General features: G+C 65.5%; 19 protein-coding genes, 1 tRNA gene and 1 pseudogene. 14 read left to right on the top strand and 7 right to left on the bottom strand.

Annotated features, from left to right (window positions below; all coding sequences use genetic code 11):
- Positions 1–58: 58 nt before the first annotated feature.
- From pheT to WS87_RS10580, 3 genes are all read left to right on the top strand, one after another.
- On the top strand, positions 59–2,488 hold the full coding sequence (pheT, locus tag WS87_RS10590) for a phenylalanine--tRNA ligase subunit beta (RefSeq protein WP_059818050.1): 2,430 nt from the start codon (positions 59–61) through the stop codon (positions 2,486–2,488).
- A 72-nt stretch (positions 2,489–2,560) separates the two neighbouring features.
- The gene (locus WS87_RS10585) at positions 2,561–2,947 is read left to right on the top strand and encodes an integration host factor subunit alpha (protein WP_006486093.1); all 387 of its coding nucleotides are present in this window, start codon (positions 2,561–2,563) and stop codon (positions 2,945–2,947) included.
- A gap of 61 nt (positions 2,948–3,008) precedes the next feature.
- Positions 3,009–3,422, top strand: coding sequence for a MerR family transcriptional regulator (locus WS87_RS10580; RefSeq protein ID WP_059818052.1), 414 nt, complete (start codon positions 3,009–3,011; stop codon positions 3,420–3,422).
- A gap of 78 nt (positions 3,423–3,500) precedes the next feature.
- Here WS87_RS10580 and WS87_RS10575 read toward each other — a convergent pair whose 3' ends face one another.
- Together WS87_RS10575 and WS87_RS10570 are read right to left on the bottom strand one after the other, a co-directional pair.
- Positions 3,501–5,711 (bottom strand): hypothetical protein, encoded by a 2,211-nt coding sequence (locus WS87_RS10575; RefSeq protein WP_059818054.1) that lies wholly within the window; start codon positions 5,709–5,711, stop codon positions 3,501–3,503.
- A gap of 360 nt (positions 5,712–6,071) precedes the next feature.
- Complete coding sequence (locus WS87_RS10570; protein WP_236873179.1) at positions 6,072–6,884, bottom strand: tyrosine-protein phosphatase; 813 nt, start codon at positions 6,882–6,884, stop codon at positions 6,072–6,074.
- Positions 6,885–7,282: 398 nt separating this feature from the next.
- On the opposite strand from WS87_RS10570, the gene WS87_RS10565 reads away from it, so the two are divergent.
- The 3 genes from WS87_RS10565 to bamC all read left to right on the top strand — a co-directional run bounded on the left by WS87_RS10565 (position 7,283) and on the right by bamC (position 9,595).
- Positions 7,283–7,996, top strand: coding sequence for a methyltransferase domain-containing protein (locus WS87_RS10565; protein ID WP_059818059.1), 714 nt, complete (start codon positions 7,283–7,285; stop codon positions 7,994–7,996).
- A gap of 172 nt (positions 7,997–8,168) precedes the next feature.
- Positions 8,169–8,245: transfer RNA gene (locus WS87_RS10560), tRNA-Pro, on the top strand.
- 141 nt (positions 8,246–8,386) lie between these two features.
- On the top strand, positions 8,387–9,595 hold the full coding sequence (gene bamC, locus WS87_RS10555) for an outer membrane protein assembly factor BamC (RefSeq protein WP_059691819.1): 1,209 nt from the start codon (positions 8,387–8,389) through the stop codon (positions 9,593–9,595).
- Between the two features lie 684 nt (positions 9,596–10,279).
- On the opposite strand, the gene WS87_RS10550 is transcribed toward bamC, so the two are convergent.
- From WS87_RS10550 to WS87_RS10540, 3 genes are all read right to left on the bottom strand, one after another.
- A complete protein-coding gene (locus WS87_RS10550) occupies positions 10,280–10,537 on the bottom strand; it encodes a hypothetical protein (protein ID WP_059533081.1) in 258 nt (85 codons plus the stop codon).
- Positions 10,538–10,673: 136 nt separating this feature from the next.
- On the bottom strand, positions 10,674–10,952 hold the full coding sequence (locus WS87_RS10545; protein ID WP_059701473.1) for a hypothetical protein: 279 nt from the start codon (positions 10,950–10,952) through the stop codon (positions 10,674–10,676).
- A gap of 222 nt (positions 10,953–11,174) precedes the next feature.
- Entirely contained in the window at positions 11,175–11,891 is a 717-nt protein-coding gene (locus WS87_RS10540) for a YdcF family protein (protein ID WP_059533077.1), read from the bottom strand.
- A 157-nt stretch (positions 11,892–12,048) separates the two neighbouring features.
- On the opposite strand from WS87_RS10540, the gene WS87_RS10535 reads away from it, so the two are divergent.
- Entirely contained in the window at positions 12,049–12,366 is a 318-nt protein-coding gene (locus WS87_RS10535) for a hypothetical protein (protein ID WP_059510817.1), read from the top strand.
- Between the two features lie 180 nt (positions 12,367–12,546).
- On the opposite strand, the gene WS87_RS10530 is transcribed toward WS87_RS10535, so the two are convergent.
- Positions 12,547–12,798: a hypothetical protein gene (locus tag WS87_RS10530; RefSeq protein WP_059533075.1), complete on the bottom strand. Its 252-nt coding sequence runs from the start codon at positions 12,796–12,798 to the stop codon at positions 12,547–12,549.
- Between the two features lie 201 nt (positions 12,799–12,999).
- A pseudogene (locus WS87_RS10525) lies at positions 13,000–13,395 on the bottom strand (transposase); the annotation flags it as partial.
- Between the two features lie 430 nt (positions 13,396–13,825).
- On the opposite strand from WS87_RS10525, the gene WS87_RS10520 reads away from it, so the two are divergent.
- The 7 genes from WS87_RS10520 to infB all read left to right on the top strand — a co-directional run bounded on the left by WS87_RS10520 (position 13,826) and on the right by infB (position 24,418).
- Entirely contained in the window at positions 13,826–14,728 is a 903-nt protein-coding gene (locus WS87_RS10520; RefSeq protein ID WP_059691817.1) for a LysR family transcriptional regulator, read from the top strand.
- 64 nt (positions 14,729–14,792) lie between these two features.
- On the top strand, positions 14,793–15,995 hold the full coding sequence (locus tag WS87_RS10515; protein WP_059818061.1) for a pyridoxal phosphate-dependent aminotransferase: 1,203 nt from the start codon (positions 14,793–14,795) through the stop codon (positions 15,993–15,995).
- A gap of 272 nt (positions 15,996–16,267) precedes the next feature.
- Positions 16,268–17,290 carry an SMC-Scp complex subunit ScpB gene (gene scpB, locus WS87_RS10510; protein ID WP_059701467.1) on the top strand — a complete coding sequence of 341 codons (1,023 nt, stop codon included), beginning with the start codon at positions 16,268–16,270 and terminating at the stop codon, positions 17,288–17,290.
- Between the two features lie 60 nt (positions 17,291–17,350).
- Entirely contained in the window at positions 17,351–19,054 is a 1,704-nt protein-coding gene (gene rluB, locus WS87_RS10505) for a 23S rRNA pseudouridine(2605) synthase RluB (protein ID WP_059818063.1), read from the top strand.
- A gap of 417 nt (positions 19,055–19,471) precedes the next feature.
- The gene (gene rimP, locus WS87_RS10500) at positions 19,472–19,930 is read left to right on the top strand and encodes a ribosome maturation factor RimP (protein ID WP_014897219.1); all 459 of its coding nucleotides are present in this window, start codon (positions 19,472–19,474) and stop codon (positions 19,928–19,930) included.
- Positions 19,930–21,405: a transcription termination factor NusA gene (gene nusA, locus WS87_RS10495; RefSeq protein WP_059533060.1), complete on the top strand. Its 1,476-nt coding sequence runs from the start codon at positions 19,930–19,932 to the stop codon at positions 21,403–21,405. Before rimP ends, nusA begins: the two co-directional genes overlap by 1 nt.
- Before the next feature lie 91 nt (positions 21,406–21,496).
- The gene (gene infB / locus WS87_RS10490; RefSeq protein WP_059818065.1) at positions 21,497–24,418 is read left to right on the top strand and encodes a translation initiation factor IF-2; all 2,922 of its coding nucleotides are present in this window, start codon (positions 21,497–21,499) and stop codon (positions 24,416–24,418) included.
- Positions 24,419–24,461 lie beyond the last annotated feature (43 nt).

Genomic DNA, 24,461 nt, shown 5'->3' with positions numbered 1-24,461 from the left:
GCCGGACGTTTCCGACGGGGCCGGGCGCCGATCTAACCTGTTTCGAACGTAGACATCCATGCAATTCCCTGAATCCTGGTTGAGAACCTTTGTCGACCCGCAGCTGACGACCGACGAACTGTCGCACGCGCTGACGATGGCGGGGCTCGAAGTCGAATCGCTGAGCAAGGCTGCGCCGCCGACGTCGAAGATCGTCGTCGGCCGCGTGCTCGAAGTCGTCAAGCATCCGGATGCGGACAAGCTCAATGTCTGCCAGGTCGACGCCGGCACCGGCGCGACGCTGAATATCGTGTGCGGCGCACCGAACGTGGCGCCCGGCATCAAGGTGCCGGTCGCGCTGGTCGGCGCGGAACTGCCGCCGGCGGAAGAGGGCGGCAAGCCGTTCGCGATCAAGCTGTCGAAGCTGCGCGGCGTGGAGAGCCAGGGGATGCTGTGCTCGGCGCGTGAGCTGAAGCTGTCCGAGGACCACAGCGGCCTGCTGATCCTGCCGGAAGACACGCCGGTCGGCCAGGACATCCGCGATACGCTCAATCTCGACGACACGATCTTCGAAATCAAGCTGACACCGAACAAGGCCGACTGCCTGTCCGTGTTCGGCATCGCGCGCGAGACGGCCGCGATCACCGGCGCGCCGCTGGCGCCGGTCGACATCCGTCCGGTGTGCGTCGAGCTCGACGAAACGCTGCCCGTGCGCATCGCCGCCCCCGATCTGTGCGGCCGCTTCTCGGGTCGCGTGATCCGCGGCGTGAACGCACATGCGAAGACCCCGCAATGGATGGTCGAGCGCCTCGAGCGTTCGGGCCAGCGCAGCGTGTCGGCGCTCGTCGACATCTCGAACTACGTGATGTTCGAGCTCGGCCGCCCGTCGCACGTGTTCGATCTGGACAAGATCCACGGCGGTATTGAGGTGCGCTGGGGCAAGCGCGGCGAGTCGCTGAAGCTGCTGAACGGCAACACGGTCGAGCTCGACGAAACGGTCGGCGTGATTGCGGACGACCGTCAGGTCGAAAGCCTCGCGGGCATCATGGGCGGCGACAGCACGGCCGTCACCCTCGACACGACCAACATTTACCTGGAGGCCGCGTTCTGGTGGCCGGACAGCATCCGTGGCCGCGCGCGCAAGTACAACTTCTCGACCGATGCGGCCCATCGCTTCGAGCGCGGCGTCGACTACGCGACGACCGTCGAGCACGTCGAGCGCATCACGCAGCTGATTCTCGAGATCTGCGGCGGCAAGGCCGGCCCGGTCGACGACCAGGTAGTGAATCTGCCGCAGCGCGCGCCGGTGAAGATGCGCGTGTCGCGCGCGAACCGCATCATCGGCGTGAAGATCGACGCCGACGAGATCGCCAACATCTTCACGCGCCTGCGCCTGCAGTTCGAGCGTGACGACGACGCATTCCTGGTCACGCCGCCGTCGCATCGCTTCGACATCGAGATCGAGGAAGACCTGATCGAGGAAGTGGCACGCATCTACGGCTTCGAGAAGATCCCGGCACGTCCGCCGGTCGCGACGAGCGAGATGCGCGCGACCAACGAGACGCGGCGTTCGATCCATGACATCCGTCACGCGCTTGCGGCGCGCGACTACGCCGAAACGGTCAACTTCAGCTTCGTCGATGCGGAGTGGGAGCACGACTTCGCCGGCAACGACAACCCGATCCGCCTGCTGAACCCGATCGCGAGCCAGCTGTCAGTGATGCGTACGACGCTGTTCGGCAGCCTGATCTCGGTACTGCGCCACAACCTGAACCGCCGCGCGGATCGCGTTCGCGTGTTCGAGACGGGCCGCGTGTTCCTCGCCGATCCGTCGGTGAAGGCCGGCGAACTGACCGTCGAAGGCTACACGCAGCCGAAGCGTGTCGGCGCGCTCGCGTACGGCCCCGCGGTCGACGAGCAGTGGGGCGTCGCGACCCGCGCAGTCGATTTCTTCGACGTGAAGGGCGATCTCGAGGCGCTGCTCGCGCCGGCCGCCGCGCGCTTCGTGAAGGCCGAGCATCCGGCCCTCCATCCGGGTCGCAGCGCGCGCATCGAGGTCGATGGCCGCGCGGTCGGCTGGATCGGCGAGCTCCATCCGCGCCTGATGCAGAAGTACGAGCTGCCGCATGCGCCGGTGATTTTCGAAATCGACGCGGATGCGCTGATCGCACGTGCGCTGCCGGCGCCGACCGACGTGTCGAAATTCCCGCCGGTGCGGCGCGATATCGCGGTCGTGGTCGATCAGGCGGTCGAGGTTCAGGCGCTTTTCGACGAAATGAAGAAGGCGCTGGCCGAAGACGCCTGCCGATTCGTTCAGAAGGTTGTACTCTTCGACGAATTTCGTGCAAAATCAAATACTTCCGGTGGTCTCGCCGCGCACGAGAAGAGCCTTGCCTTCCGCGTGACGCTGCAGGACGCGGCTGGCACGCTACAGGACGAGGTCGTCGATCAGGCGATCCAGACGCTGGTCGAGCGGATGGCTCGTGCTGGTGGCCGCCTGCGCGGCTAAGGAGAGGGGCCGTCCGTTTGAGGGCGGCGCTTCCCCATCGTGAGTTTTGGTTTAACGCGCTGTATGGCAGATATGAACGACATGACCTCGAGTGAATTCGAAGCCCTCCTGACGGCGCAACGCAGTGCCATGAACCGCGACGCTTCGGCGCCGGCGTCCACCGAGACGCCGACGCTGACGAAAGCGGAACTGGCGGAGCTGCTGTTCGACAGCGTCGGGCTGAACAAGCGTGAAGCGAAGGACATGGTCGAGGCGTTTTTCGAAGTGATCCGCGACGCGCTCGAGAACGGTGAAAGCGTCAAGCTGTCGGGGTTCGGCAACTTCCAGTTGCGCGACAAGCCGCAGCGTCCGGGCCGCAATCCGAAGACGGGCGAGGCGATTCCGATCGCGGCTCGCCGGGTGGTAACCTTCCACGCGAGCCAGAAGCTGAAGGCGCTGGTCGAAAACGGCGCGGAGTAACGCCCGCGCGCTGACGTCTCCGCGCGGCCGCCGCGCACCCTTTACCGACGGTTAACCGACGATGACCACTACGGTTGAGAAAGTCGTCTTGCCTCCGATTCCCGCGAAGCGCTACTTCACGATCGGTGAAGTCAGTGAGCTGTGCGGGGTCAAGCCGCACGTACTGCGTTACTGGGAGCAGGAATTCACGCAGTTGCGACCGGTGAAGCGACGTGGCAATCGCCGGTACTACCAGCATCACGAAGTGCTGCTGATCCGGCGGATTCGCGAGTTGCTGTACGAACAGGGGTTCACGATCAACGGGGCGCGCAACCGGCTCGATTCACCGGCCGGCGAGCGTGCTGCAGGCGCCCCGGTCGAGCCCGACGTGCCGGCCGCCGATGCGCGTGCATCGGGCAAGCCGGGGACAACCGTCGACGTGATCGCGCTGCGGCAGGCGCTCCTCGACGTGATCGACGGACTGAAGCACGACTGAGCGCGACGCTCGGATCGACACGAAGCCCGGTTGGCGAAGCGCCACCGGGCTTTTTTCATGCACGCGTGCCTGCCCGGATCAGCGCGATGCGAGCGGATTCGGCTTGCCCATGTCGACGACCAGCGTGCCGTCCGGCAGCATCCGCACCGAGCCTTGCGCGACCTGGCTGCGGTAGCTGTACAGGTCGAAGCGCATCGGGCCTGCCTCGGCCGAGTTCCGGATCAACGCGCGCACGTTCAGTTCCAGCACGTTGAACATCTTCACGTCGCCGCCTTCCATCCACATGTAGCTCGGCGCGTCGATCTGCGGCCGCTTCGGCATGGGTGCGTCGGCAACGCGCCGGAACGTGAGGCGCAGTCCGTCGCGTTCGACCGTGGCCTGGCCGAGCTTGCCGCTCAGCACCGGCGGCGGAAAGACGGTGTACTGGTCGAGCACGAGCGTGTCGCCGCGCAGTTCCGCGCCGCGGCGCTGCAGCGGCGTCAACGACGCGAGCTCGATGCCGAGCGAGCGAAGCAGCTTCGCCTGCGGGATGCCGAGCACCGATACCTGCGACGGCCGGAACGCGAGGTGCCGGTCGTCGAGCACCGAAAGCGAGCCCTTCATGTCGGTCGGCAGCCACACTCCGGGCACGTGATTCCAGAGCTTGATGCCGCCCTGGACGCGCAGGTCCTGACCGTCCGCGCTCAACTGCAGGTCGTTCAGCGAGCGCGGCGAGTAGTCGAGCAGGTAGCTGTTGAAGAGCGCCGACATCGCCTTCCACGATTCGACGACCGTGCCGCCGAGGATGCGGATGTCGTACTGGTTCGGATCGTCGAGGTCGACCGGTTCGCCCGGCCGTTTCGCGACGAGCTGGACGTCGAGATCCTCGACGTGGAAGCCGATGTCGCCGGACAGGTTGAAGTCGACATTGTGCAGATGGATCGTCGGGTTGCGGTTCGACACGTGCCGTTCGTTGAACGGGATGGCCGACGAGCGCCGCATCGCAACTTTCTGCATGCCGGGCTGCGCCGTGCCGGCCGCGAGTGCAAACGCTTCCCAATGCTGGCGCGAGTCGTGCAACGCGGTCTGCTGCGCGGCGAGGAAGCTGTCGTTCAGGCGAGCTGCCGCGTTGCCGAGCGCGGCGCCGCTCGCGGGGCCCGTGTACGACGGCATCCGGATCGCCATCGCGCCGCTTTCGTCGAAATTGAAATAGCCGGCCGATACCTGGTCGCGATAGTGATACAGGTCGAAGACGAAATGCTGGTCACGCTTGGTCGGATCGACGGGGCCGATCAGGATGTCGGCATTCATCGGCATCGAGCGCATGAACTTCACGTCGCCGCCGCGGATGTACATCGCCTGTTGCGGCGCGTTCGCGGGCAGCGCGAAGCCGGCGTGCGAGCCGTCGTCGAGTGTCAGGTCGAGGCCGGCCTGCGTCACGCGCAGCGCGGTGATCCTGATCTTCAGCCGCGGCGGCGGCATCAGCTTGTCGACCGACATCACGAGGTCGTCACCGGCGAGCCGCGCGATCGGCGTCTCGACCTTCAGCAAATCGGCCATCTTCACGTTGGCCGCGCGCATCACCGGCTGCGCGTTGATGCCCGACACAAGTACGCCGGTCGGGTGGAATACGAGCTGGCTGCCGTCGCGGATCGTGAGCGTGCCGGTCAGCGAGAACGGCACCCAGCCGTCGCGCTGCATCTCGCCCTGCAGATGGATCACGCCGTCGCCTGCCGACACCGCGAGCTTGCGCAGCGGCGCGTTGCGGTAACCGAAGATGTACGTGTTGAAGAGGGCGGTCAGCTTCGCGTTGTCGAGCGTGACCGTGCCTTCGTGCACGTCGATCTCGAAACTCGTCGGATCGTCGAACACGATCGGCGCGCCGGCCTGCGTCGGCACGAGTGTCGCGGACAGTTGATGGATGAAGAAGCCGAGGTTGTTGACGATGCGGAAATCGACGTCGCGCAGGAACGTCATCGCACCGTTCTGGCCCGAGTCGCGCAGCGTGAACGGGCGCGGCTGAGTGAGGCTGAGCGATGCGAGCGACGGCACCGTGCGCGCGATCTGCTGTTCGCGGGCGAGGCGTTTGGCCTTGGCGCGCTCGATCTTCGTCGATGCGACAGACGTGTTGCCGTCGCGCTGCGCGGCCGGTTCCGCGCAGCCGGCGCAGAGCAGCGCGAGCGCAAGCGCGCCAAGGCCGAACACACGAGAGGTGCCCGGTGAAACCGACGCGGCCGCGCGTCGCGGGCCGGCCATCCAGTCGAGAAATGCCAAAGGCGTGCGATGGCCGCGCCGGACCGCATTCCGCATCGTCTGTCTCCATGTCTTGTCGTGATCGGCGAGGGCGCACGGCCGTTGCGCGGCGCGGACGTCGATGCCGTGCAGTGTGGCATAGCGCGCTAGAGCGGCGTAACCAAACAGCGGGCGTCCGGGCAGGACCGGCCGGCGCGCGACGGGACAATGGATTCGCGGCGGCGGGGCGGAAAGATCAAACGGTCGTTTGGTTTTGCGGTCGAGGCGGGCGGCGCGCGTTGCGCCGGATCGACAAACCCGGCGTCGGCGTTGGCTGGCGCGGAGTGACATGCCGGATGAAGGCGATGTCCGATCCGGGGTGCAGGCGGCGGGCGGGAGTGGCTGACACGCCACCGCTTTCGCCGCCTGCACGACCGATCAGACCAGCATGCTCCGCCGGATTGCATTCTGCGTCGTCTGGTCCAGCTGCAGGCCGTTATCGATGTACGACGTCATCGAGCCGTACGATGCGACAACCTGGTCGAATGCCGCCTGCAGATAGGTCGCTTGGGCGCTCTGCAACGCGGCCATCATGTCGGCCGCATCCTGCCCGCCGCTTTTGCGCGCCTGTGCGACATAAGCGGCGATCTCCGACGCGCTGTAGACGTTGGTCAGCAGATAGTCGGCGAGGATCGTCTGCCGTGGGACACCGAGGATCGTGTGCAGAATGGCCGTCGCCCAGCCGGTGCGATCCTTTCCGGCCGTGCAGTGGAAGACCAGGTTGCCACCGGACGCGGCAAAGCCGGCGAATAGCGTGTGGTAACTCGTCCGTGCCGTTTCCGACGTCACGAACGCCCGATACATGCTTTGCATGAAGGCCGCGGCAGTCGCACCGTCGGTCGGGAGCGCACCGATACTGGCGACGCCGAGCACGTTGAGGTTCTGCCAGGTGGCGCCGGCCAGCGGCACATCCGGCTGCGCGTGGATCTCTGCGGTCGTGCGCAGGTCGCATACGTGCGTGATGCCGAGCGTATCGACCGTTGCGAGGTCGGCCGCCGACAGCGCGAGCGCGGACGACCGGTAGATCGCGCCTTTCTTCATCGCTGCACCACTCGCGGTGGCATAGCCCGTTCCGTCCGGTCCCCCGGTGTCACGAAAGTTCGCTGCCGAACCGAGCCTGGGCGTCGTGACGGGGGCGACCGCGATCGAATCGCCGCCGCACGCGGTCAGAAGAGGCGTGCCTCCCAGCATGATGCCGATCGTGCCGGCACCCAGCCGGAGAAAGTGTCGACGGGAAATGTCGCTTTTCTGAGTCATTCACTGGCCTTTGTCTGAGACGGTGACGGGACGTCGCGACCGCCGTTGCGATCGAAACCGCCGCCGGCGTGCCGCGCAGCGCGGCGAAGCGGAGATGTGCCATATCGATCGGCATGCAGTCGGACGATGTGCCGTGCGCGTTGATCTCGCACCGGGCAAGCGCACGGTAGCGACCCGTGACGAATCGGCCATCGTCCTTTTCGATTAAGGCGCGACACAGATTGCCCGTGCGAATCGCGCAACTTGCCGTACGTGCGACGGCGGCGGCGCGGTAAGATCGGCGTCAGTGGCTGGATGGATCAAAGCATGGTGGCCGACACGGGGGAGGCGTCATGGATCTGAAGGAGCTCGACGTATTGGGAGCGGATGTAGGCGATCACTGGTACTACGCGTCGAAGGCGAGCGCGATCCGTCGGTTTCTGGGCACGTCGGACGCGAACCGCATACTCGACGTCGGTGCCGGCTCGGGTTTCTTTTCGAAGCATTTGCTCGAGCGCACGCAGGCGACGGAAGCATGGTGTGTCGATACGAGCTACGCCGACGACACCGACGGGGAGGCGGCCGGCAAGCCCGTCCATTTTCGCCGGGCCGTCGATCGGTTCGATGCCGATCTCGTGTTGCTGATGGATGTCCTCGAGCACGTCGACGACGATGTCGGCTTGCTTGCCCGCTACGTGGCGGGTGCGCCGAAGGGCAGCCGGTTCCTGATCACGGTTCCCGCGTTTCAGTTCCTCTGGAGCGCGCATGACGATTTTCTCGAGCACAAGCGCAGGTATACGCTCGACGGTCTCGAGGATGTCGCGCGTCGCGCGGGGCTGGAGGTCGAGCGCGGCGCCTACTACTTCGGCCTCACGTTCCCGCTCGCGGCGGCATTGCGACTGAGCGAGCGGGTGCGTCGGCAACCGCGCGAACCGGCGTCGCAGTTGCGCCGGCACCGTCCGGTCGTCAACGGTTTGCTCAAGCTGATCTGCCGCGCCGAGTTGCCGATGTTCCGGTTCAACCGGATGGCGGGCCTCACGGTCATCTGTGTCGCACGCCGGCCGTGAGCATGGGGCGGATCGCATCGCCGGACCGTGGCATAGCGGGATGCGCGTTGCCGCCCGTGTCGAAGCCGGCTTGCCCCGTTGGCTCATGTCGCAAATAATTTCGCAGGAACATGCACAAAATGCATGCGACCCGTTCTAAAGCGGCCAACTGTCTGTTATAATTTTTTTCTTTCGGGGCGTAGCGCAGCCTGGTAGCGTACCTGCATGGGGTGCAGGTGGTCGGAGGTTCAAATCCTCTCGCCCCGACCAGACAAAGAACCCGCGTCAGTTCAGGCTGACGCGGGTTTTTTCTTGCCGGTCGCTTTTTTGCACATCCCGGCGCGGCCCCGGTAAAATGCAAGGTTGATCCACGGAAAGCGCCGTGATTTAGCGGAAGAGGATTCCCCGAACATGACTGATCTTCGTCTTACCATGCGGTTCGCTGCAGTGCTCGCCACCGGCGCGCTCGTTGCCGGTTGCGGTACGTCGTCGCCCACGAAAGTGGACTACAAGAGCGATTCCAAATCGAAGGAAGCGTCGCTCGCAGTGCCGCCCAACATGCTCGACGAGACGGCCGATCAGCGTTCGCTGCCGCCACAGGGCGGCGCGACTTCCCTGTCCGCACTTCAGCAGGTCCAGCACGCGGCGCCCACGACGGACACCGTCGCGCCCGCCGTGGCCGGCATGCATATTCAGCGCGACGGCACCGAGAGCTGGCTCGTGATCGACGGCAAGAAGCCCGCCGACATCTGGCCGCAAGTTCGCCGTTTCTGGCAGGAGCAGGGCTTCCTGCTCGTCGTCGACCAGCGCGATAAAGGCGTGATGGAAACCGACTGGAACGAAACCCATCCGCAGATCAACGACGGCCTGATTCGCAGCGTGATCTCCAAGGCGATGGGCAATTCGTACGTGACGGCCGAGCGCAACAAGTACCGCACCCGCCTCGATTCGGCGCCGAACGGCGGCACCTACGTGTTCATTAGCCAGAAGGGCATGCGCGAGGCGATCACCGGCGCGAACAACGATTCGAGCAAGTGGGAAGCGAAACCCAACGATCCAGCGCTCGAGACCGAATACCTGAAGCGGCTGATGGCGGTGCTCGCACAGAACGAGCAGCGCGCGAAGAACGGTGAGCCGCCGATCGCGAACATCAACGACAACACGGTGCCGAAGGACAAGAAGGCGGATACCGACGCATCGAAGGCCGCCGCCGCGGCGATCGCTGCGCAGAACGTCGCGCGTACGTCGTCGCAAGCGAACGACGTCGATTCGGCCGCGGTGCCGTCCGAAGTCACGCTCGGCGAACCGTACGACCGGTCGTGGCTGCATGTCGGCCTCGCACTCGATCGTGCGAATTTCACCGTCGACGATCGCGATCGCACGAAGGGGCTGTATTTCGTGCGTTATGTCGATCCGAAGGATCTGAGCTCGGCCGAGCAGGGCTTCTGGAGCCAACTGTTCCACGGCAAGAAGGAAAAACAGGCGAAGCAGTATCGCGTCAACGTGAAGGCGCTGACGCCCGACCAGACGCGTGTGGCAATCGTCGACGACTCGGGCGCGATCGATACGTCGGGGCCGGCCCGGCAGATCATGGGGCTGCTCGTGAATCAGCTGCGCTGATCGCGGTTCGCTCCCGCTCTTCGAAAAAGCCCGCCTTCCGGCGGGCTTTTTTCATGGTCGCGCGCCTGCCGATTCTGGCGTGTGCGGGACGTTCGCGTCCCTCCGTCGTGACGTTACGTAACATTCGCGCGTTACGGCGGAAGAACGGGTGTTACATCACCGTGACCTCGGAAAATATCCTTATGGATCAACGGCATATTTTCGAAAGTGCGCCTGGCACGCAAACTGCTTTATAAGTGCGAATCGTTAGGACAGGGAGGATGGCGTCAGAGACCGGGCAGGCGTCGCGAGCGCCCGATCAACGGTTTCGACGTCTCAGATGCCGGCGCTGCGAGCGTTGGCGTAACCGATGATGATCCGCGCCTCGCGCGGATCTCGATGGCCCCGTCGCCTATCCTCGTAGGGCGACGGTTTCGCCCGCGCTTCGTCTGAAGCGCGGGCAATTTTTTTGGTGGGGCCGCAATGCGACACATGGCGATCCGGCGCGTGCTGGATTCGCTGATTCGCAATCTTTTCTGAATGGAGAGCTGGCGCGATTCGCAGAGCGCCGGGACGGCCAGATGGCTTTGGCTGTGCATGCGCGTGCCGCCGCGCACTGAGTTGATCGGTCCGGGATCCGCGTGCTGTCGAAGCCCGCGTGAGCAGGGTGGTGCGGCCGGACACGTTGCCGGCCGCTGCGGCGCGTCAGTGCGACGCGCTGGGTACGTCGAGAATCAGGATGATCGTCCAGTCGGCGTCGCCGTCATGGTGATACTGACGTTCGGCGACGATAAACGGTTGCTGCTTGCCTTGCGGACCGAGGAAAATCACGTCGCCCTCCATCGGCAGGCACTCGATCGGCGGCAGCGCGAGGAAGGCGTCGTCCGAGCCGCGCGGCATCAGTTGCTTGATCTTGCGAGTGGCTGCGTCGGTCCACTCGATGTCGAGTTGAATGTTGCTCATGCTGTCCTCCGCACCGGGGTGCGCACGGGTGGAAAATTTCGGTGCGCGACTTTAGCACAGCGCGCAGGCGCCGCAACCAAAAAAGCCGAACCCGGTTGCCCGGATTCGGCTTTTCGCTTGTGCGGTGCCGCCGAACTTACTGGCTGGCAGCGTCTGCCGGAGCGGCCTTGGCGGCCTTCTTGCCAGCCTTCTTCGCTGCCTTGTGGTGAGCAGCCTTCTTGCCGTGGTGCTCTTCCTGCATCGCCGGCTGTGCAGCCTCGGCTGCTTGCTGCTGTTGCAGTGCCTGTGCGCGCTGCTCGATCTCGGCGATCTTGGCCGGGTCGGTGATGGTCTGGATTTGCGTGCTCTCTTGCGCATACGCTGCGCCAGTCAGCGCCGACATCGCGACCAGAATAGCCAGGGACGTCTTCTTCATTGCTTTACCTCCGCTAAGTGGTGATGAACCCGAATGTTGCCGTTTTGTCTGGCGACTGCAATCGAGTGCGTGTCGAGTGTAACAAAAGTGACGGATCAATGTGCACCGGATCGGTGTGCAGCGCAAGGCCCCGTTGAAGTCGCGCAACACTTCCTGCATTCCGTCATGCGCATGCCATCCCGCGCGGCGCCGTCGTTTCCGCCTTCGCTGCACGCGTCGCCATCAAAACCAGCCGAGCCATCGGTAGACGTGGAACTGCGCGATGCCGATCAGTTCGTGCAATGCCTGATTCGCATCTTCCAGGTTGTGCCAGCGGGGCAGCCAGCCCGTTTGCGCGCGCCGGCGATTGGAATAAACGGGCTGCGGATCGATGCCGAAGCGGCGGAAATCGAGCAATGCGCGACGCATCTGGTAGGACGATGCGACGAGAATGCGCGAGTCGTCATGTTGTGAGCGTAGTATAGAAGCGGTGAATTTCGCATTTTCGTAGGTGGTACGGCTGTCCGGCTCGAGAACGAGGTCGCCGGGAGCGACGCCTTCCGCGATCAGGCGGCGCCCGTAGACGGCCGCCTCGGTTTCGCCGTGATGTTGAGGGTCGCCGCCCGACATCACCACGGTGCAGCGGGTGGCCTGCTCGCGGCACGTGCGATAGAGCGCCGCGGTCGTACGGATGCGTGCTTCCCCGTCGGGCGGCGGCCGCAGGCCGGTGTCGCTGCGCCGTGTGCCGATGCCGATGATGATCAGTGTGGTGCGGCCGTGCATGTCGGGGCGCTCGACCGGCGTCACGCCCGCCTCGGTCCATGCGATGAGTGGCGCGGTGAGCCAGCCTGTCGCGAGCAGCCAGAGCAGCGCGACGCTCGCGATCGCGATGAGTCTCCGCCGCTTGCGGAAGAGCATGAAACCGATGAAGAGAAGTACAAATGAATCGAACAGAATCAATTTGATTGGGGTATGGTGTCTTTTTATGGACGGCTGACGATCCGGCCCTGACGCGACGCCGAACGTCGGCCCCCAGAATCGGTGGCGGTATCGGCGGGCGGAGCTCCCGCCCGGCGCGCCGCTTCGCATTGTCGCTGCACTTTAAGAAAGAATCGAGATGGCCACGTATTCCAACGAAGCGGTGCTCGACGCATTGAGACGAGTGCAGTACCGCCAGGTACCGTGGGCGCGCCGCCCGGGCGTGTTCGAGTATCTTCGGTCGCTGGGGCTGATGGACACGGTCAGGCAGAAGACGGTTGCCCCCGCGCCGGGTTTCCATGCGCCGGTCGACATCGCGGTGCTGACCGATAGTGGTCGGGCCGAATGCGCGCGCCTCGAGCGCGACGAGAAATTACTCTCCTGGACCGATCGCCGTATGGACGACTACGCGTTAAGCGAAGCGAGCGCCGTGGCGATTCTCGAAAGCCGCCTGTAGCGGCGCACCCCTGGCCTCGCGCCGTCGCCGGCGGCATTCAAAAAAAAGCCCGTATCGCGAGGATACGGGCGTACCGGATACTTTTGCTGTTGCCACGCTGTGCTCATGGCAACGGATGTGACTCGTCGTATGTCGAGCAGTTCCCGGATTGGGGAATTTTCTTTGACGAAATCCTGTGGACTACGGATGACGCGGCAGATCTGTCGGCTGCGAGCCGATGCGCGCGCGTGCGTTGCTGGCGATGTCGCCGCGCAAATCGCCGCGCGGCACGGTCTGTCGATTGAGTGACGTGGCGGGCGGTTGCTGGCGAAGGGTGTTTCGGTGATCCTGCTGGCGGTGAGGCGGCTTCGCGCGATCGTCGGCGTGAGCGGGGGCGGTCAGCGCCAGCGAAATGACAATGCCGCATGCGACGAGCAGTGACATTGTTTTCATGGCGGGGCTCCCTTCAAGCCATCGGCGCGGCTTGTTGATATGACGCTAAGGTAAGCGCGGGAGTGCAGGCTTGCTGTAAATAATAGTAAATAGATGTATCGCGGCACGACAGCGGTAATCGGCGACGACGCGGGCGCCGCGCAAAACGCGTGGCGCCGAAAGAAACCGGGCGGCCGAAGCCGCCCGATCGAGCATGCGTTACGCCATCTTCACGGGGGCGCGCCAGGATTCCGGATTGGTCCAGAAGGCGCCGCGCAACCGGTCGCGGCTCGGCGGTGCAGGCGGCTTCGCCGCGCTTGCCCCGATGCGCCCGCGCAGCGAGATCTGGCGGCCGCTCGTGCCGAGGCGCTTGACGATTTCGGCGAGCGTCCCGTCTGCCTGCCATTCGTCGAAGCGACGGCGGCAGGTCGGCGGCGACGGATAGCGACCCGGCAGCTTCGACCAGCCTTCACCGGTCGACAGTACCCACAGCACGGCGTTTACCACCGAGCGGGCCTCCACGCGGGGGCGGCCGCGCCGTTCACTGCGTGCGGGTTCCGAGCAAAACAGACCTTCGACCAGCGCCCACTCGTTATCTCTCAAATCGTCGAACAGCATCATGTCCTCACCTCAGCGAAGCTAACTCCGGTGCGCTGCCCTGCGCCGCGCACTCTTCAAGCACTCGAGCGTCGAGTGCCGGGTGGGGGCGTCCGGTTGACCGGCAGCGGCGTTTCTGCCTTCCGTCCGACTCGACCTGCGCCCTGTGCGTCAGGTAAAGCACGATGCGTGCCATGTCGGAGGCGATTCCCTTGAGAGCCGCTTGGCAGCGGGCTAACGGCTAAGTCAGCTAGGGGCGTATAAGACGCCAAAATAACCCGTCAGCAAATCAGGACAATCACCAATCTTGTGCAATTCGCCCGCGCCACGTGCGTTTCCGTGGATATTGCACCGCAGCGAAACATGTGCGGCCGGTGCGGCATTCGTCAATCGACGCTGATTTCGTGCATTAAAATCGTGCATCGATATCGACGATTGATGAGGTGAGGGGATGAACGTTACGCTGCGCCAGCTTCGCGTATTCATCGAGGTTGCGCGGCTCCGGAGCTTCAGTCGCGCGGGTGACGAGATCGGACTCACGCAGTCTGCGGTCAGCCGTTGCGTGCGCGAACTCGAGGCCGAGCTCGGACTGAAGCTGATCGACCGGACGACCCGCGACGTGCAGTTGACCGACGTCGGGGGGAACCTGATCGCGAGTGTGTCCCGCCTGATCGACGATCTCGACGACACGCTGCGCGAAATTCGCGAGATCGGCGAGCAGCGGCGCGGGCGCGTGATCGTCGCGGCGAGCCCGACGATTGCGTGCCGGCTGATGCCGCGCGTCGTCGCGGCCTGCGAGCGCCAGTTTCCGTTCGTCACGCTCGGCCTGCGCGACGACGTGCAGAGCGACGTGCTGCGAAAGGTGAAGTCGAGCGAGGTCGATTTCGGCGTCGTCATCGGGCCGCTCACCGTTGCCGATCTCGTGTGCGAACCGTTGATGACCGACTCGTTCTGCCTGGTCGCGCGCGCCGATCACCCGCTCGCGGCGCGGGCCGAGGTGCCTTGGACGGCGCTCGATGGCGAGCGCCTCGTCCTGCTCGACCATGCGTCCGGAAGCCGGCCATTGATCGACGCCGCGCTGGCAGCCCATCGGGTGAACGCGACGGTCATGCAGGAGCTCGGGCATTCGGCGACGGTATTCGGGCTCGTCGAGGCCGGTGTCGGCGTGAGCGTGCAGCCGTGGCTGTCGCTGCCGCTGCCGGCGGGATCGTCGCTGGTCGCGCGGCCGCTGACGCCGCGTACCGAGCGCACCGTCGAGCTGGTGCGCCGCCGCGACCGGTCGCTGTCGCCGGCCGCGCAGGCGATCTGGGAACTCGTGCGCCAGATGCCGGCGCGGGCGGAAGACCTCGACTGAGGGTGCTGATCCGGCGCGCACGCCGGTACACTACGCGGATCGTGTTCCTCGGTGGCGGTTCTCGATGACGTATTCCGCAGATGTCGGCCCGGCGACGGGCGAGCCGACGGCGCGCAGCGCGGTCCGCGCGCTGCGTCCGTCGCTGATCAGGGAAGTCGCGAACGCCGGCTTCGGCGTGCCCGACGTGCTGCCATTCTGGTTCGGCGAATCCGATCGCGTGACGCCGGCATTCATTCGCGACGCGGCTGCCGCGGCGCTGCGCGACGGCGCAACCTTCTACACGCACAACTTCGGCACGGTATCGTTGCGCAACGCAATTGCGGTCTATGTGAGCGCGCGTCACGGCGCGACCGGGGCCGATGCGATCGCCGTGACGAGTTCGGGCGTGAGCGCGCTGATGCTGGCCGCGCAGCTGCTGGTCGGTCCGGGCGATCGCGTCGTCGCGGTCACGCCGCTCTGGCCGAACCTCGTTGAAATCCCGAAGATTCTCGGTGCACAGGTCGAGTGCATGCCGCTCCGCCATGGCGATGAGGGCTGGGGGCTCGACATCGACCAGCTGCTCGCGGCGCTGACGCCCGGCACGCGAATGCTGTTCGTGAACTCGCCGAACAATCCGACCGGCTGGACGATGTCCCGCGACGACCAGCGGGCCGTGCTCGCGCATTGCCGGCGTCACGGCATTTGGGTGGTCTCCGACGAGGTGTACGAACGGCTCGCGTTCGGCGCGGACGGCGCGCCGTCGTTTCTCGACATTGCGTCGCGCGACGAGCGGGTCATCGTCGTGAATTCGTTCTCGAAGGCCTGGGCGATGACGGGCTGGCGGCTCGGATGGCTGGTCGCGCCGGCGTCGATCATGGGCGATCTGTCGAAGCTGGTCGAATACAACACGTCGTGTGCGCCAGGTTTCATCCAGGCCGCGGGGGAAGTCGCGCTGCGCGACGGCGAATCGTTCGTGCAGTCGTTCGTTGCGGCGCTGCGTGGCGCGCGCGACCACCTGGTCGCCGCGCTGCGCACGTTGCCGGGCGTCGATGTGCCGCCTCCGCCGGGCGCGATGTACCTGTTCCTGCGCCTGCCGGGCGCGGACGACAGTCTCGCGTTCTGCAAGTCGCTGGTGCGCGAGGCCGGGCTTGGGCTGGCGCCGGGGCGCGCGTTCGGCCCGGAAGGGGAAGGGTTCGTGCGCTGGTGCTACGCGTGCGATCCGGTGCGGCTCGACGCAGGCGTCGAGCGCTTGCGGGCGTTCCTCGCGCGCGGCGCGGGCCTGCGTTGAAGCGGGGGCGGAGCTGCTGCGGCGTGCGAGCGACGGGCCGTTCGGCTCATCTTTACGCACCGGGCAATTTTGCGTAAGATGGCGCTCAGTCACGCGGTTCCGTCGTTGAGCCGTGCTGTTCCGTCCGGTTTGGGCCTGGCTTGAAGTTGGTTCGCCGCCCCCGGTTCGTGCTCCCATCAATATGACCGATCAGAATCGGGCGAGCGCGTCTTCCGTTCCTTTCGTCTGTTTGTTGATCCGGTTCGTTTGACCACAGGGTCTGGCCTAGCTGCATGAATACCCAAGAGGCGAAGATCGTCCTCGAGACTGCCTTGATCTGCGCGCAAGAACCGCTGAAACTCGGCGATTTGCGCAAGCTCTTTGCCGACGGCGTGTCGGCTGACACGGTCCGCACGTTGCTCGAAGATCTGAAACAGGATTGGTCCGGCCGCGGTGTTGAACTGGTGGCGCTGGCAACCGGATGGCGCTTTCAGAGCAAGCCGGCGATGCGCCATTATCTGGACCGGCTGCATCCCGAGAAGCCGCCGAAATATTCGCGCGCGGTGCTCGAAACGCTCGCGATCATCGCGTATCGGCAACCCGTCACGCGCGGCGACATCGAAGAGATTCGCGGCGTCACGGTCAATACGCAGGTGGTCAAGCAGCTCGAGGACCGCGGCTGGATCGAGGTGATCGGGCATCGCGACGTGCCGGGGCGTCCGGCGCTGTACGCGACGACCAAGCAGTTCCTCGACGATCTCGGCCTGAAGGCGCTCGACGACCTGCCGGCGCTCGAGGAGCCGGCCGCGAACATCGAGGCCGCGCTGCTCGCGCAGCAGGCGATGGACTTCGATGGCGACGCGCCGGTAGCGGACGCGGTGCCGGAAGCCGGCGAAGCGGCGGCCGACGTGTCGCACATGCAGCCGGATGAATTGCCGGGCGACGCCGCAGCGGAAGGTGCGGCGTCGCAGGAAATGCCGAACCGCGATACGCTGGAAGCTGATCGCGTTCAGATGGAACAGGGCGGCGCCGAAGTAGCGCCGGCCGGCGAGCAGCCCGAGCCGCTGCGCGCGGAAGGGAACGAGGAAGATCGCAAGCCGGCCGCCGACGCGGTTGCCGGAGACGGAGCGGAAGCGGCCGGCGACATGCCGGGCGAGCCTGGCCACGCTGACGCCTCACGCTCCCGTCCCGCGGACGGCGAACTGCTGGACGATACGTCCGACAGCCTCGCCGATGCCGTACGCAGTGCCAGCGCGCCCATCGGCGCCGACGCACTGCCGGACGACGAAGCAGAACCCGAACAGCGCCGCGCCTGATCGCGGCCGACTTCTTGCCGCGCCCGAGCCGGGCGCGAGACCTGACATTTTGAGGTTGTTTTGACTGATATCCACGATATTGAATCGTCCGCGCCTGCCGTGCAGGCCGCGCGTGCCGACGATGCGCCGGAGCAGGATGCTCCGGCCGCGGGTGGTGACGAGCGTCCCCGCCGCGGCCTGCGGCGCGGCCCGCGCAGCCTGATCGCGCGCCGCCGTGCGGCGGCCAAGTCGAAGGGCGATGGCGAGTCGCAGGGCGGCGAAGGCGCGGATGCGCAGCCGGCCGCGGAAGCTCAGCCCGCACGCGCGCCGCGCAAGGAAGGCGCGGCCAAGGGCGGCCGCAAGCCGGCCGGCAAGCGCGAAGGTGCGGCCAAGGGTGCCCAGGGCGGGCAAGGCGGCCAGGCGCGGCGCAGCGGTTCGGCGAAGGCCGAGGGCGGCGCAGCGAAGGCCGACGGCGACGCGGCGTCGCAGGACGACCTGTTCGCCTATGTGACGTCGCCGGCGTTCGATGCGGACAATTCGGCCGGCGGCAGCGGCGTACGTGCGCCGATGCTGCGTCGCGGTCGCAGCCAGCCGACGAACAAGCGCGTGCTGTCGCCGGACGACGACGCGCCGAAGCTCCACAAGGTGCTGGCGGAAGCCGGCATGGGCTCGCGCCGTGAAATGGAAGAACTGATCGTCGCCGGCCGCGTGTCGGTGAACGGTGAGCCCGCGCACATCGGCCAGCGCATCATGCCGACCGACCAGGTCCGCATCAACGGCAAGCCGGTCAAGCGCAAGCTGCCGAACAAGCCGCCGCGCGTGCTGCTGTACCACAAGCCGACGGGCGAGATCGTCAGTCACGCGGACCCGGAGGGTCGTCCGTCGGTGTTCGATCGCCTGCCGCCGATGAAGACGGCGAAATGGCTCGCGGTGGGTCGTCTCGACTTCAACACCGAAGGTCTGCTGATGCTCACGACGTCGGGCGATCTCGCAAACCGTTTCATGCATCCGCGCTACAGCGTCGAGCGCGAGTATGCGGTGCGCGTCGTCGGCGAACTGTCCGAAGGGATGCGGCAGAAGCTGCTGCACGGCGTCGAACTCGATGACGGCCCGGCGAACTTCCTGCGCATCCGCGACGGCGGCGGCGAAGGCACGAACCATTGGTATCACGTCGCGCTGGCCGAAGGCCGCAACCGCGAAGTGCGCCGGATGTTCGAAGCGGCCGGCCTGATGGTGAGCCGCCTGATCCGTACGCGTCACGGTCCGATTCCGCTGCCGCGCGGCCTGAAGCGCGGTCGTTGGGAGGAGCTCGACGAAGCGCAGGTGCGCAAGCTGATGGCGACCGTCGGCCTGAAGGCGCCGTCCGAGGAAAAGGGGAAGCGCGGTGGTGGCGGGCAGGCCGAGCGCCGCCAGCCGGATCCGATGCAGACGTCGATGGGCTTTATCGGCCGCGAGCCGGTGCTGACGACGCATGGTCAGCTCGATCAGCCGCGTCGCGGTGGTGGTCGACGTGGCGCCCCGGGCTTGCCTGGCCTGAGCGGCTACGGCAGCCTGCCGGTTTCGCCGTCGGGCTACGGCAACCGCTCGGGTGGCGGTCGCGATGTCGATGGCAATCGTGCGTCGTATGGCGCCGGCCCCAAGCGTGAAGGCGCGGGCGGCAAGCGCGGCGGCGGCAAGGGCGGCAACCGCAATCCGAACGGTAATCGCGCCGAAGGCGCCGGCAACGGTGGTGGTGGTGCGCGCGGCGGCCAGCGTCCGCAGCGTAATCGCTCACGCGGTCGCTGAGCGTTTCCGGCGGTCGGCGGCGTGAAGCCGCCGGTGTGCCGACAATATCGACGCGAGTCGGGTTGCGTCGGCACCTCGCGTTGCGTGGTTTGCTTTTGACTGTATATATACGCGCTGCCGGATTGTGCCGCCTGGTCGGACAGTCCGGTTTCGCATTTTTGGTCGGTAATGGCGGGCTGGGCGCTGCTTTTACCGGCTGGCTTGGCGTTTGCGCCAAAAATCGCTATAATCGCGGAGTCGCTGGGCGTACGGATTCAATGTGCGGCTCAGGTGCGACCACCAGTAAGAAGATGGGCGTTCCGCCCATTTTTTTTTGCTGAAACGGTTAGGCATCTCGGGTAGCGCTTCCTGCGCCGGCTAAGGCGCGCGCCCGCGGGTGAATCGCGAGCGGCGGGCGCGAACACCTGAGAGGACACTGTGCAACTGACGGAACTGATAGAAACCACGGTCACCGGGCTCGGCTACGAGCTGGTGGATCTCGAGCGCACCGGGCGCGGCATGCTTTGCATCTATATCGATCAGCCTGCCGGCATCTCGCTCGAAGATTGCGAAAAGGTCACGCGTCAGCTCCAGCACGTCTTGACGGTCGAAAACATCGATTACGAACGGCTCGAAGTCTCGTCCCCGGGGCTCGACCGCCCGTTGAAGAAGCTGGCCGACTTCGAGCGCTTCGCCGGCAGCGAAGTTTCCGTGACCTTGAAAAAGCCGCTGGACGGGCGCAAGACGTACCGGGGCATTCTGCACGCGCCGAATGGCGAAACGATCGGTTTGGAATTTGAGAGGAAGAAGGGCGAGGCAGCCATGCTGGATTTCACGCTGGCCGATATCGACAAAGCCCGCCTGATTCCGCAAGTTGACTTTAGGAGCCGCAAATAATGAGTCGCGAAGTGTTGATGCTGGTGGATGCGCTGGCGCGCGAGAAAAACGTCGACAAGGATGTGGTGCTGGGCGCCCTCGAGGCTGCGCTCGCGTCCGCTTCCAAGAAGCTGTTCGACGAAGGCGCCGAAATCCGCGTCCATATCGATCGCGAAAGCGGCGAGCACGAAACCTTCCGTCGCTGGCTCGTCGTGCCCGACGAGGCAGGCTTGCAGGAGCCGGATCGCGAGATCCTGCTGTTCGAAGCGCGTGAGCAGAACCCCGACGTCGAAGTCGGCGAATTCATCGAGGAGCCGGTGCCGTCGATCGAGTTCGGCCGTATCGGCGCGCAAGCCGCCAAGCAGGTGATTCTGCAGAAGGTGCGCGATGCCGAGCGCGAGCAGATCCTGAACGATTACCTCGAGCGCGGCGAAAAGATCATGACGGGCACGGTGAAGCGCCTCGACAAGGGCAACTTCATCGTCGAATCGGGCCGTGTCGAAGCGCTGCTGCGCCGCGACCAGTTGATCCCGAAGGAAAATCTGCGCGTGGGTGACCGCGTGCGTGCATACATCGCGAAGGTCGACCGCACCGCGCGCGGCCCGCAGATCGAACTCTCGCGCACCGCGCCCGAGTTCCTGATGAAGTTGTTCGAGATGGAAGTGCCGGAAATCGAGCAGGGCCTGCTCGAGATCAAGGCAGCCGCTCGCGATCCGGGCGTGCGCGCGAAGATCGGCGTGATCGCCTACGACAAGCGGATCGATCCGATCGGCACCTGCGTCGGCATCCGCGGTTCGCGCGTGCAGGCCGTGCGCAACGAGCTCGGTGGCGAAAACATCGACATCGTGCTATGGTCCGAGGATCCCGCCCAGTTCGTGATCGGCGCGCTCGCGCCGGCAGCCGTCCAGTCGATCGTCGTCGATGAAGAAAAGCACTCGATGGACGTCGTCGTCGACGAAAACGAGCTGGCTGTCGCGATCGGCCGCAGCGGTCAGAACGTTCGCCTTGCCGGCGAGCTGACCGGCTGGCAGATCAACATCATGACGCCGGACGAATCCGCCCTGAAGCAGGGTGAAGAGCGCGATCGACTGCGTTCGCTGTTCATGGCGCGTCTCGACGTCGACGAAGAAGTTGCTGACATCCTGATCGACGAAGGCTTCACGAGCCTCGAAGAGATCGCTTACGTGCCGCTCAACGAAATGCTCGAAATCGAGGCGTTCGACGAGGACACCGTGCACGAGCTGCGCAACCGCGCACGCGATGCACTGTTGACGATGGCGATCGCGAACGAAGAAAAGGTCGAAAACGCAGCGCTGGATTTGAAGGGCCTCGACGGCGTCACGCCGGAGTTGCTCGCGAAACTGGCCGAACACGGCATGCAGACGCGGGACGATCTCGCCGAGCTGGCTGTGGATGAACTGGTCGACATGACCGGGATGGAAGAGGATGCCGCTAAGGCGTTGATCATGAAAGCACGTGAACACTGGTTCCAGTGAGAAATGACCATGGCGCACTGATTTGATGGCGGCCGTATGGCCTGACCCGATGCTAACCGCAAGGAATCGGTCCTTGCACTAAGAGGAATGAATGGCGAGTAACAACGTAGCCCAATTTGCCGCGGAACTGAAAATGCCTGCTGGTGTGCTGCTCGAACAGCTGCAGGCAGCGGGCGTCCAGAAAGCGAGTGAAGACGATGCGCTGTCCGAGGCGGACAAGGCGCGTCTGCTCGATCATTTGCGCAAGTCGCACGGCGCAACCGACGGCGACAAGCGCAAGATCACGCTGACCCGCAAGCATACGTCGGAGATCAAGCAGTCTGACGCGACGGGCAAGGCTCGCACCATTCAGGTCGAGGTCCGCAAGAAGCGTACGTTCGTCAAGCGCGACGACGTGGCCGAGGGTGCGGAACAGGGTCAGGCGCAGGTTGCCGAAGCGGATGACGATGCGGATCTGAAGCGTCGCGAGGAAGAAGCGCGCCGCGAGGCCGAGCTGCTCGAAAAGCAGGCGCAGGAACTGCGCGAGCGTCAGGAACGCCTCGAGCGCGAGGAAGCCGAGCGCCGTGCCCGCGAGGAAGCGGCCGAAGCCGAGCGCCGTCGTGCCGAGGAAGAAGCAGCGGTGAAGCGCGCCGCTGCCGAAGCCGCAGCGGCACAGCAGGCTGCTGCCCAGCAGGCCGCCGAAGCCCAGCAGGAAGCAGCCGGTGCGCAGTCCGCGCAGGACGAAGCGCGCGCGGCCGCCGAACGTGCGGCCCAGCGTGAAGCGGCGAAGAAGGCCGAGGACGCTGCCCGCGAGGCGGCCGACAAGGCGCGGGCCGAGCAGGAAGAGATCAGCAAGCGTCGTGCGGCGGCAGAAGCCGAGGCTCGCGCGATCCGCGAAATGATGAACACGCCGCGCAAGGCCGTGGTCAAGGCAGTCGAGCCGCCGAAGCCGGTGGAACCGCCGAAGCCGGCCGAAGCGAAGGGCACGCTGCACAAGCCGGCCAAGCCCGCAGGCGCAGGCGCGCAGGCACGTCCGGCCGTGAAGAAGCCGGCCGGCGCAGCGCCGGCGACGACGCAGGCGCCGGCAGGCGCGGGCGACCGCAACAAGAAGCCGGGTGGCGGCAAGGGCGGCTGGCAGGACGACGCGGCCAAGCGCCGCGGCATCAAGACGCGCGGCGATTCGAGCGGCGGTGTCGACCGCGGTTGGCGCGGCGGCCCGAAGGGGCGCGGCCGTCACCAGGACAGCGCATCGACGTTCCAGGCGCCGACCGAGCCGATCGTGCGTGAAGTGCACGTGCCGGAAACCGTCTCGGTTGCCGATCTCGCGCACAAGATGTCGATCAAGGCCTCCGAAGTCATCAAGGTGATGATGAAGATGGGCCAGATGGTCACGATCAACCAGGTGCTGGACCAGGAAACGGCGATGATCGTCGTCGAGGAACTGGGCCACCGTGCGGTCGCCGCGAAGCTGGACGATCCGGAAGCACTGCTGGTCGAAGGCGAGACCGGTACCGATGCGGAGCAACTGCCGCGTCCGCCGGTCGTCACCGTGATGGGTCACGTCGACCACGGCAAGACCTCGCTGCTCGACCACATCCGCCGCGCGAAGGTTGCAGCGGGCGAAGCGGGCGGCATTACGCAGCACATCGGCGCATACCACGTCGAAACGCCGCGCGGTGTCATCACGTTCCTCGATACGCCGGGTCACGAGGCGTTCACGGCAATGCGTGCACGCGGCGCGAAGGCGACCGACATCGTCGTGCTGGTGGTGGCTGCGGACGACGGCGTGATGCCGCAGACGAAGGAAGCCATCGCTCACGCGAAGGCGGGTGGCGTGCCGATCGTCGTGGCGATCAACAAGATCGACAAGCCGGAAGCGAACCCGGACCGCGTCAAGCAGGAACTGGTCGCGGAAGGCGTCGTGCCGGAAGAATACGGTGGCGATTCGCCGTTCGTGCCGGTGTCGGCGAAGACGGGTGCCGGTATCGACGACCTGCTCGAGAACGTGCTGCTTCAGGCAGAAGTGCTGGAACTGAAGGCACCGGTCGAGGCGCCGGCCAAGGGCATCGTGATCGAAGCGAAGCTGGACAAGGGCAAGGGCCCGGTCGCGACGATCCTGGTGCAGTCCGGTACGCTGAACCGCGGCGACATCGTGCTGGCAGGCACGGCTTATGGCCGCGTGCGTGCGATGCTCGACGAGAACGGCAAGCCGACGAAGGAAGCCGGCCCGTCGATCCCGGTCGAAATCCAGGGTCTGTCGGAAGTGCCGGGTGCGGGCGAGGAAGTGATCGTGCTGCCGGACGAGCGCAAGGCGCGCGAAATCGCGCTGTTCCGTCAGGGCAAGTTCCGCGACGTCAAGCTGGCGAAGCAGCAGGCCGCGAAGCTGGAAAGCATGCTCGAGCAGATGGGCGAAGGCGAAGTGCAGAACCTGCCGCTCATCATCAAGGCGGACGTGCAGGGCTCGCAGGAAGCACTCGTGCAGTCGCTGCTCAAGCTGTCGACCGACGAAGTGCGCGTGCAGATCGTGCACAGCGCGGTGGGCGGCATCAGCGAAAACGACGTCAACCTCGCGACGGCATCGAAGGCGGTCATCATCGGCTTCAACACGCGTGCGGATGCACAGGCGCGCAAGCTGGCCGAAGCGAACGGTATCGATATTCGCTACTACAACATCATCTACGACGCAGTGGATGAGGTGAAGGCCGCGATGTCGGGCATGCTGGCGCCGGAGAAGCGCGAAGTCGTGACGGGCATGGTCGAGGTGCGTCAGGTGTTCAAGGTGCCGAAGGTCGGTACGGTTGCCGGCTGTATGGTCACCGACGGTATCGTCAAGCGCTCGTCGTCGGTTCGCGTGCTGCGCAACAACGTCGTGATCTTCACGGGCGAACTCGAATCGCTGAAGCGCTTCAAGGACGACGTGAAGGAAGTCAAGCAAGGCTTCGAATGCGGTATGTCGGTGAAGAACTTCAACGACATCATCGAAGGCGACCAGTTCGAAGTCTTCGAAGTGACCGAAGTCGCACGTACGCTGTAATCGTCGCGTATCGGCTCGTGGGCGGGGCAGGCTTGGGCCTGTC

This window comes from Burkholderia sp. MSMB0856 (assembly GCF_001524645.2).
Lineage (GTDB): Bacteria > Pseudomonadota > Gammaproteobacteria > Burkholderiales > Burkholderiaceae > Burkholderia > Burkholderia diffusa.
Note: the sequence above shows the minus strand (reverse complement) of the source record. Positions and strands in the feature narration are given on the sequence as shown.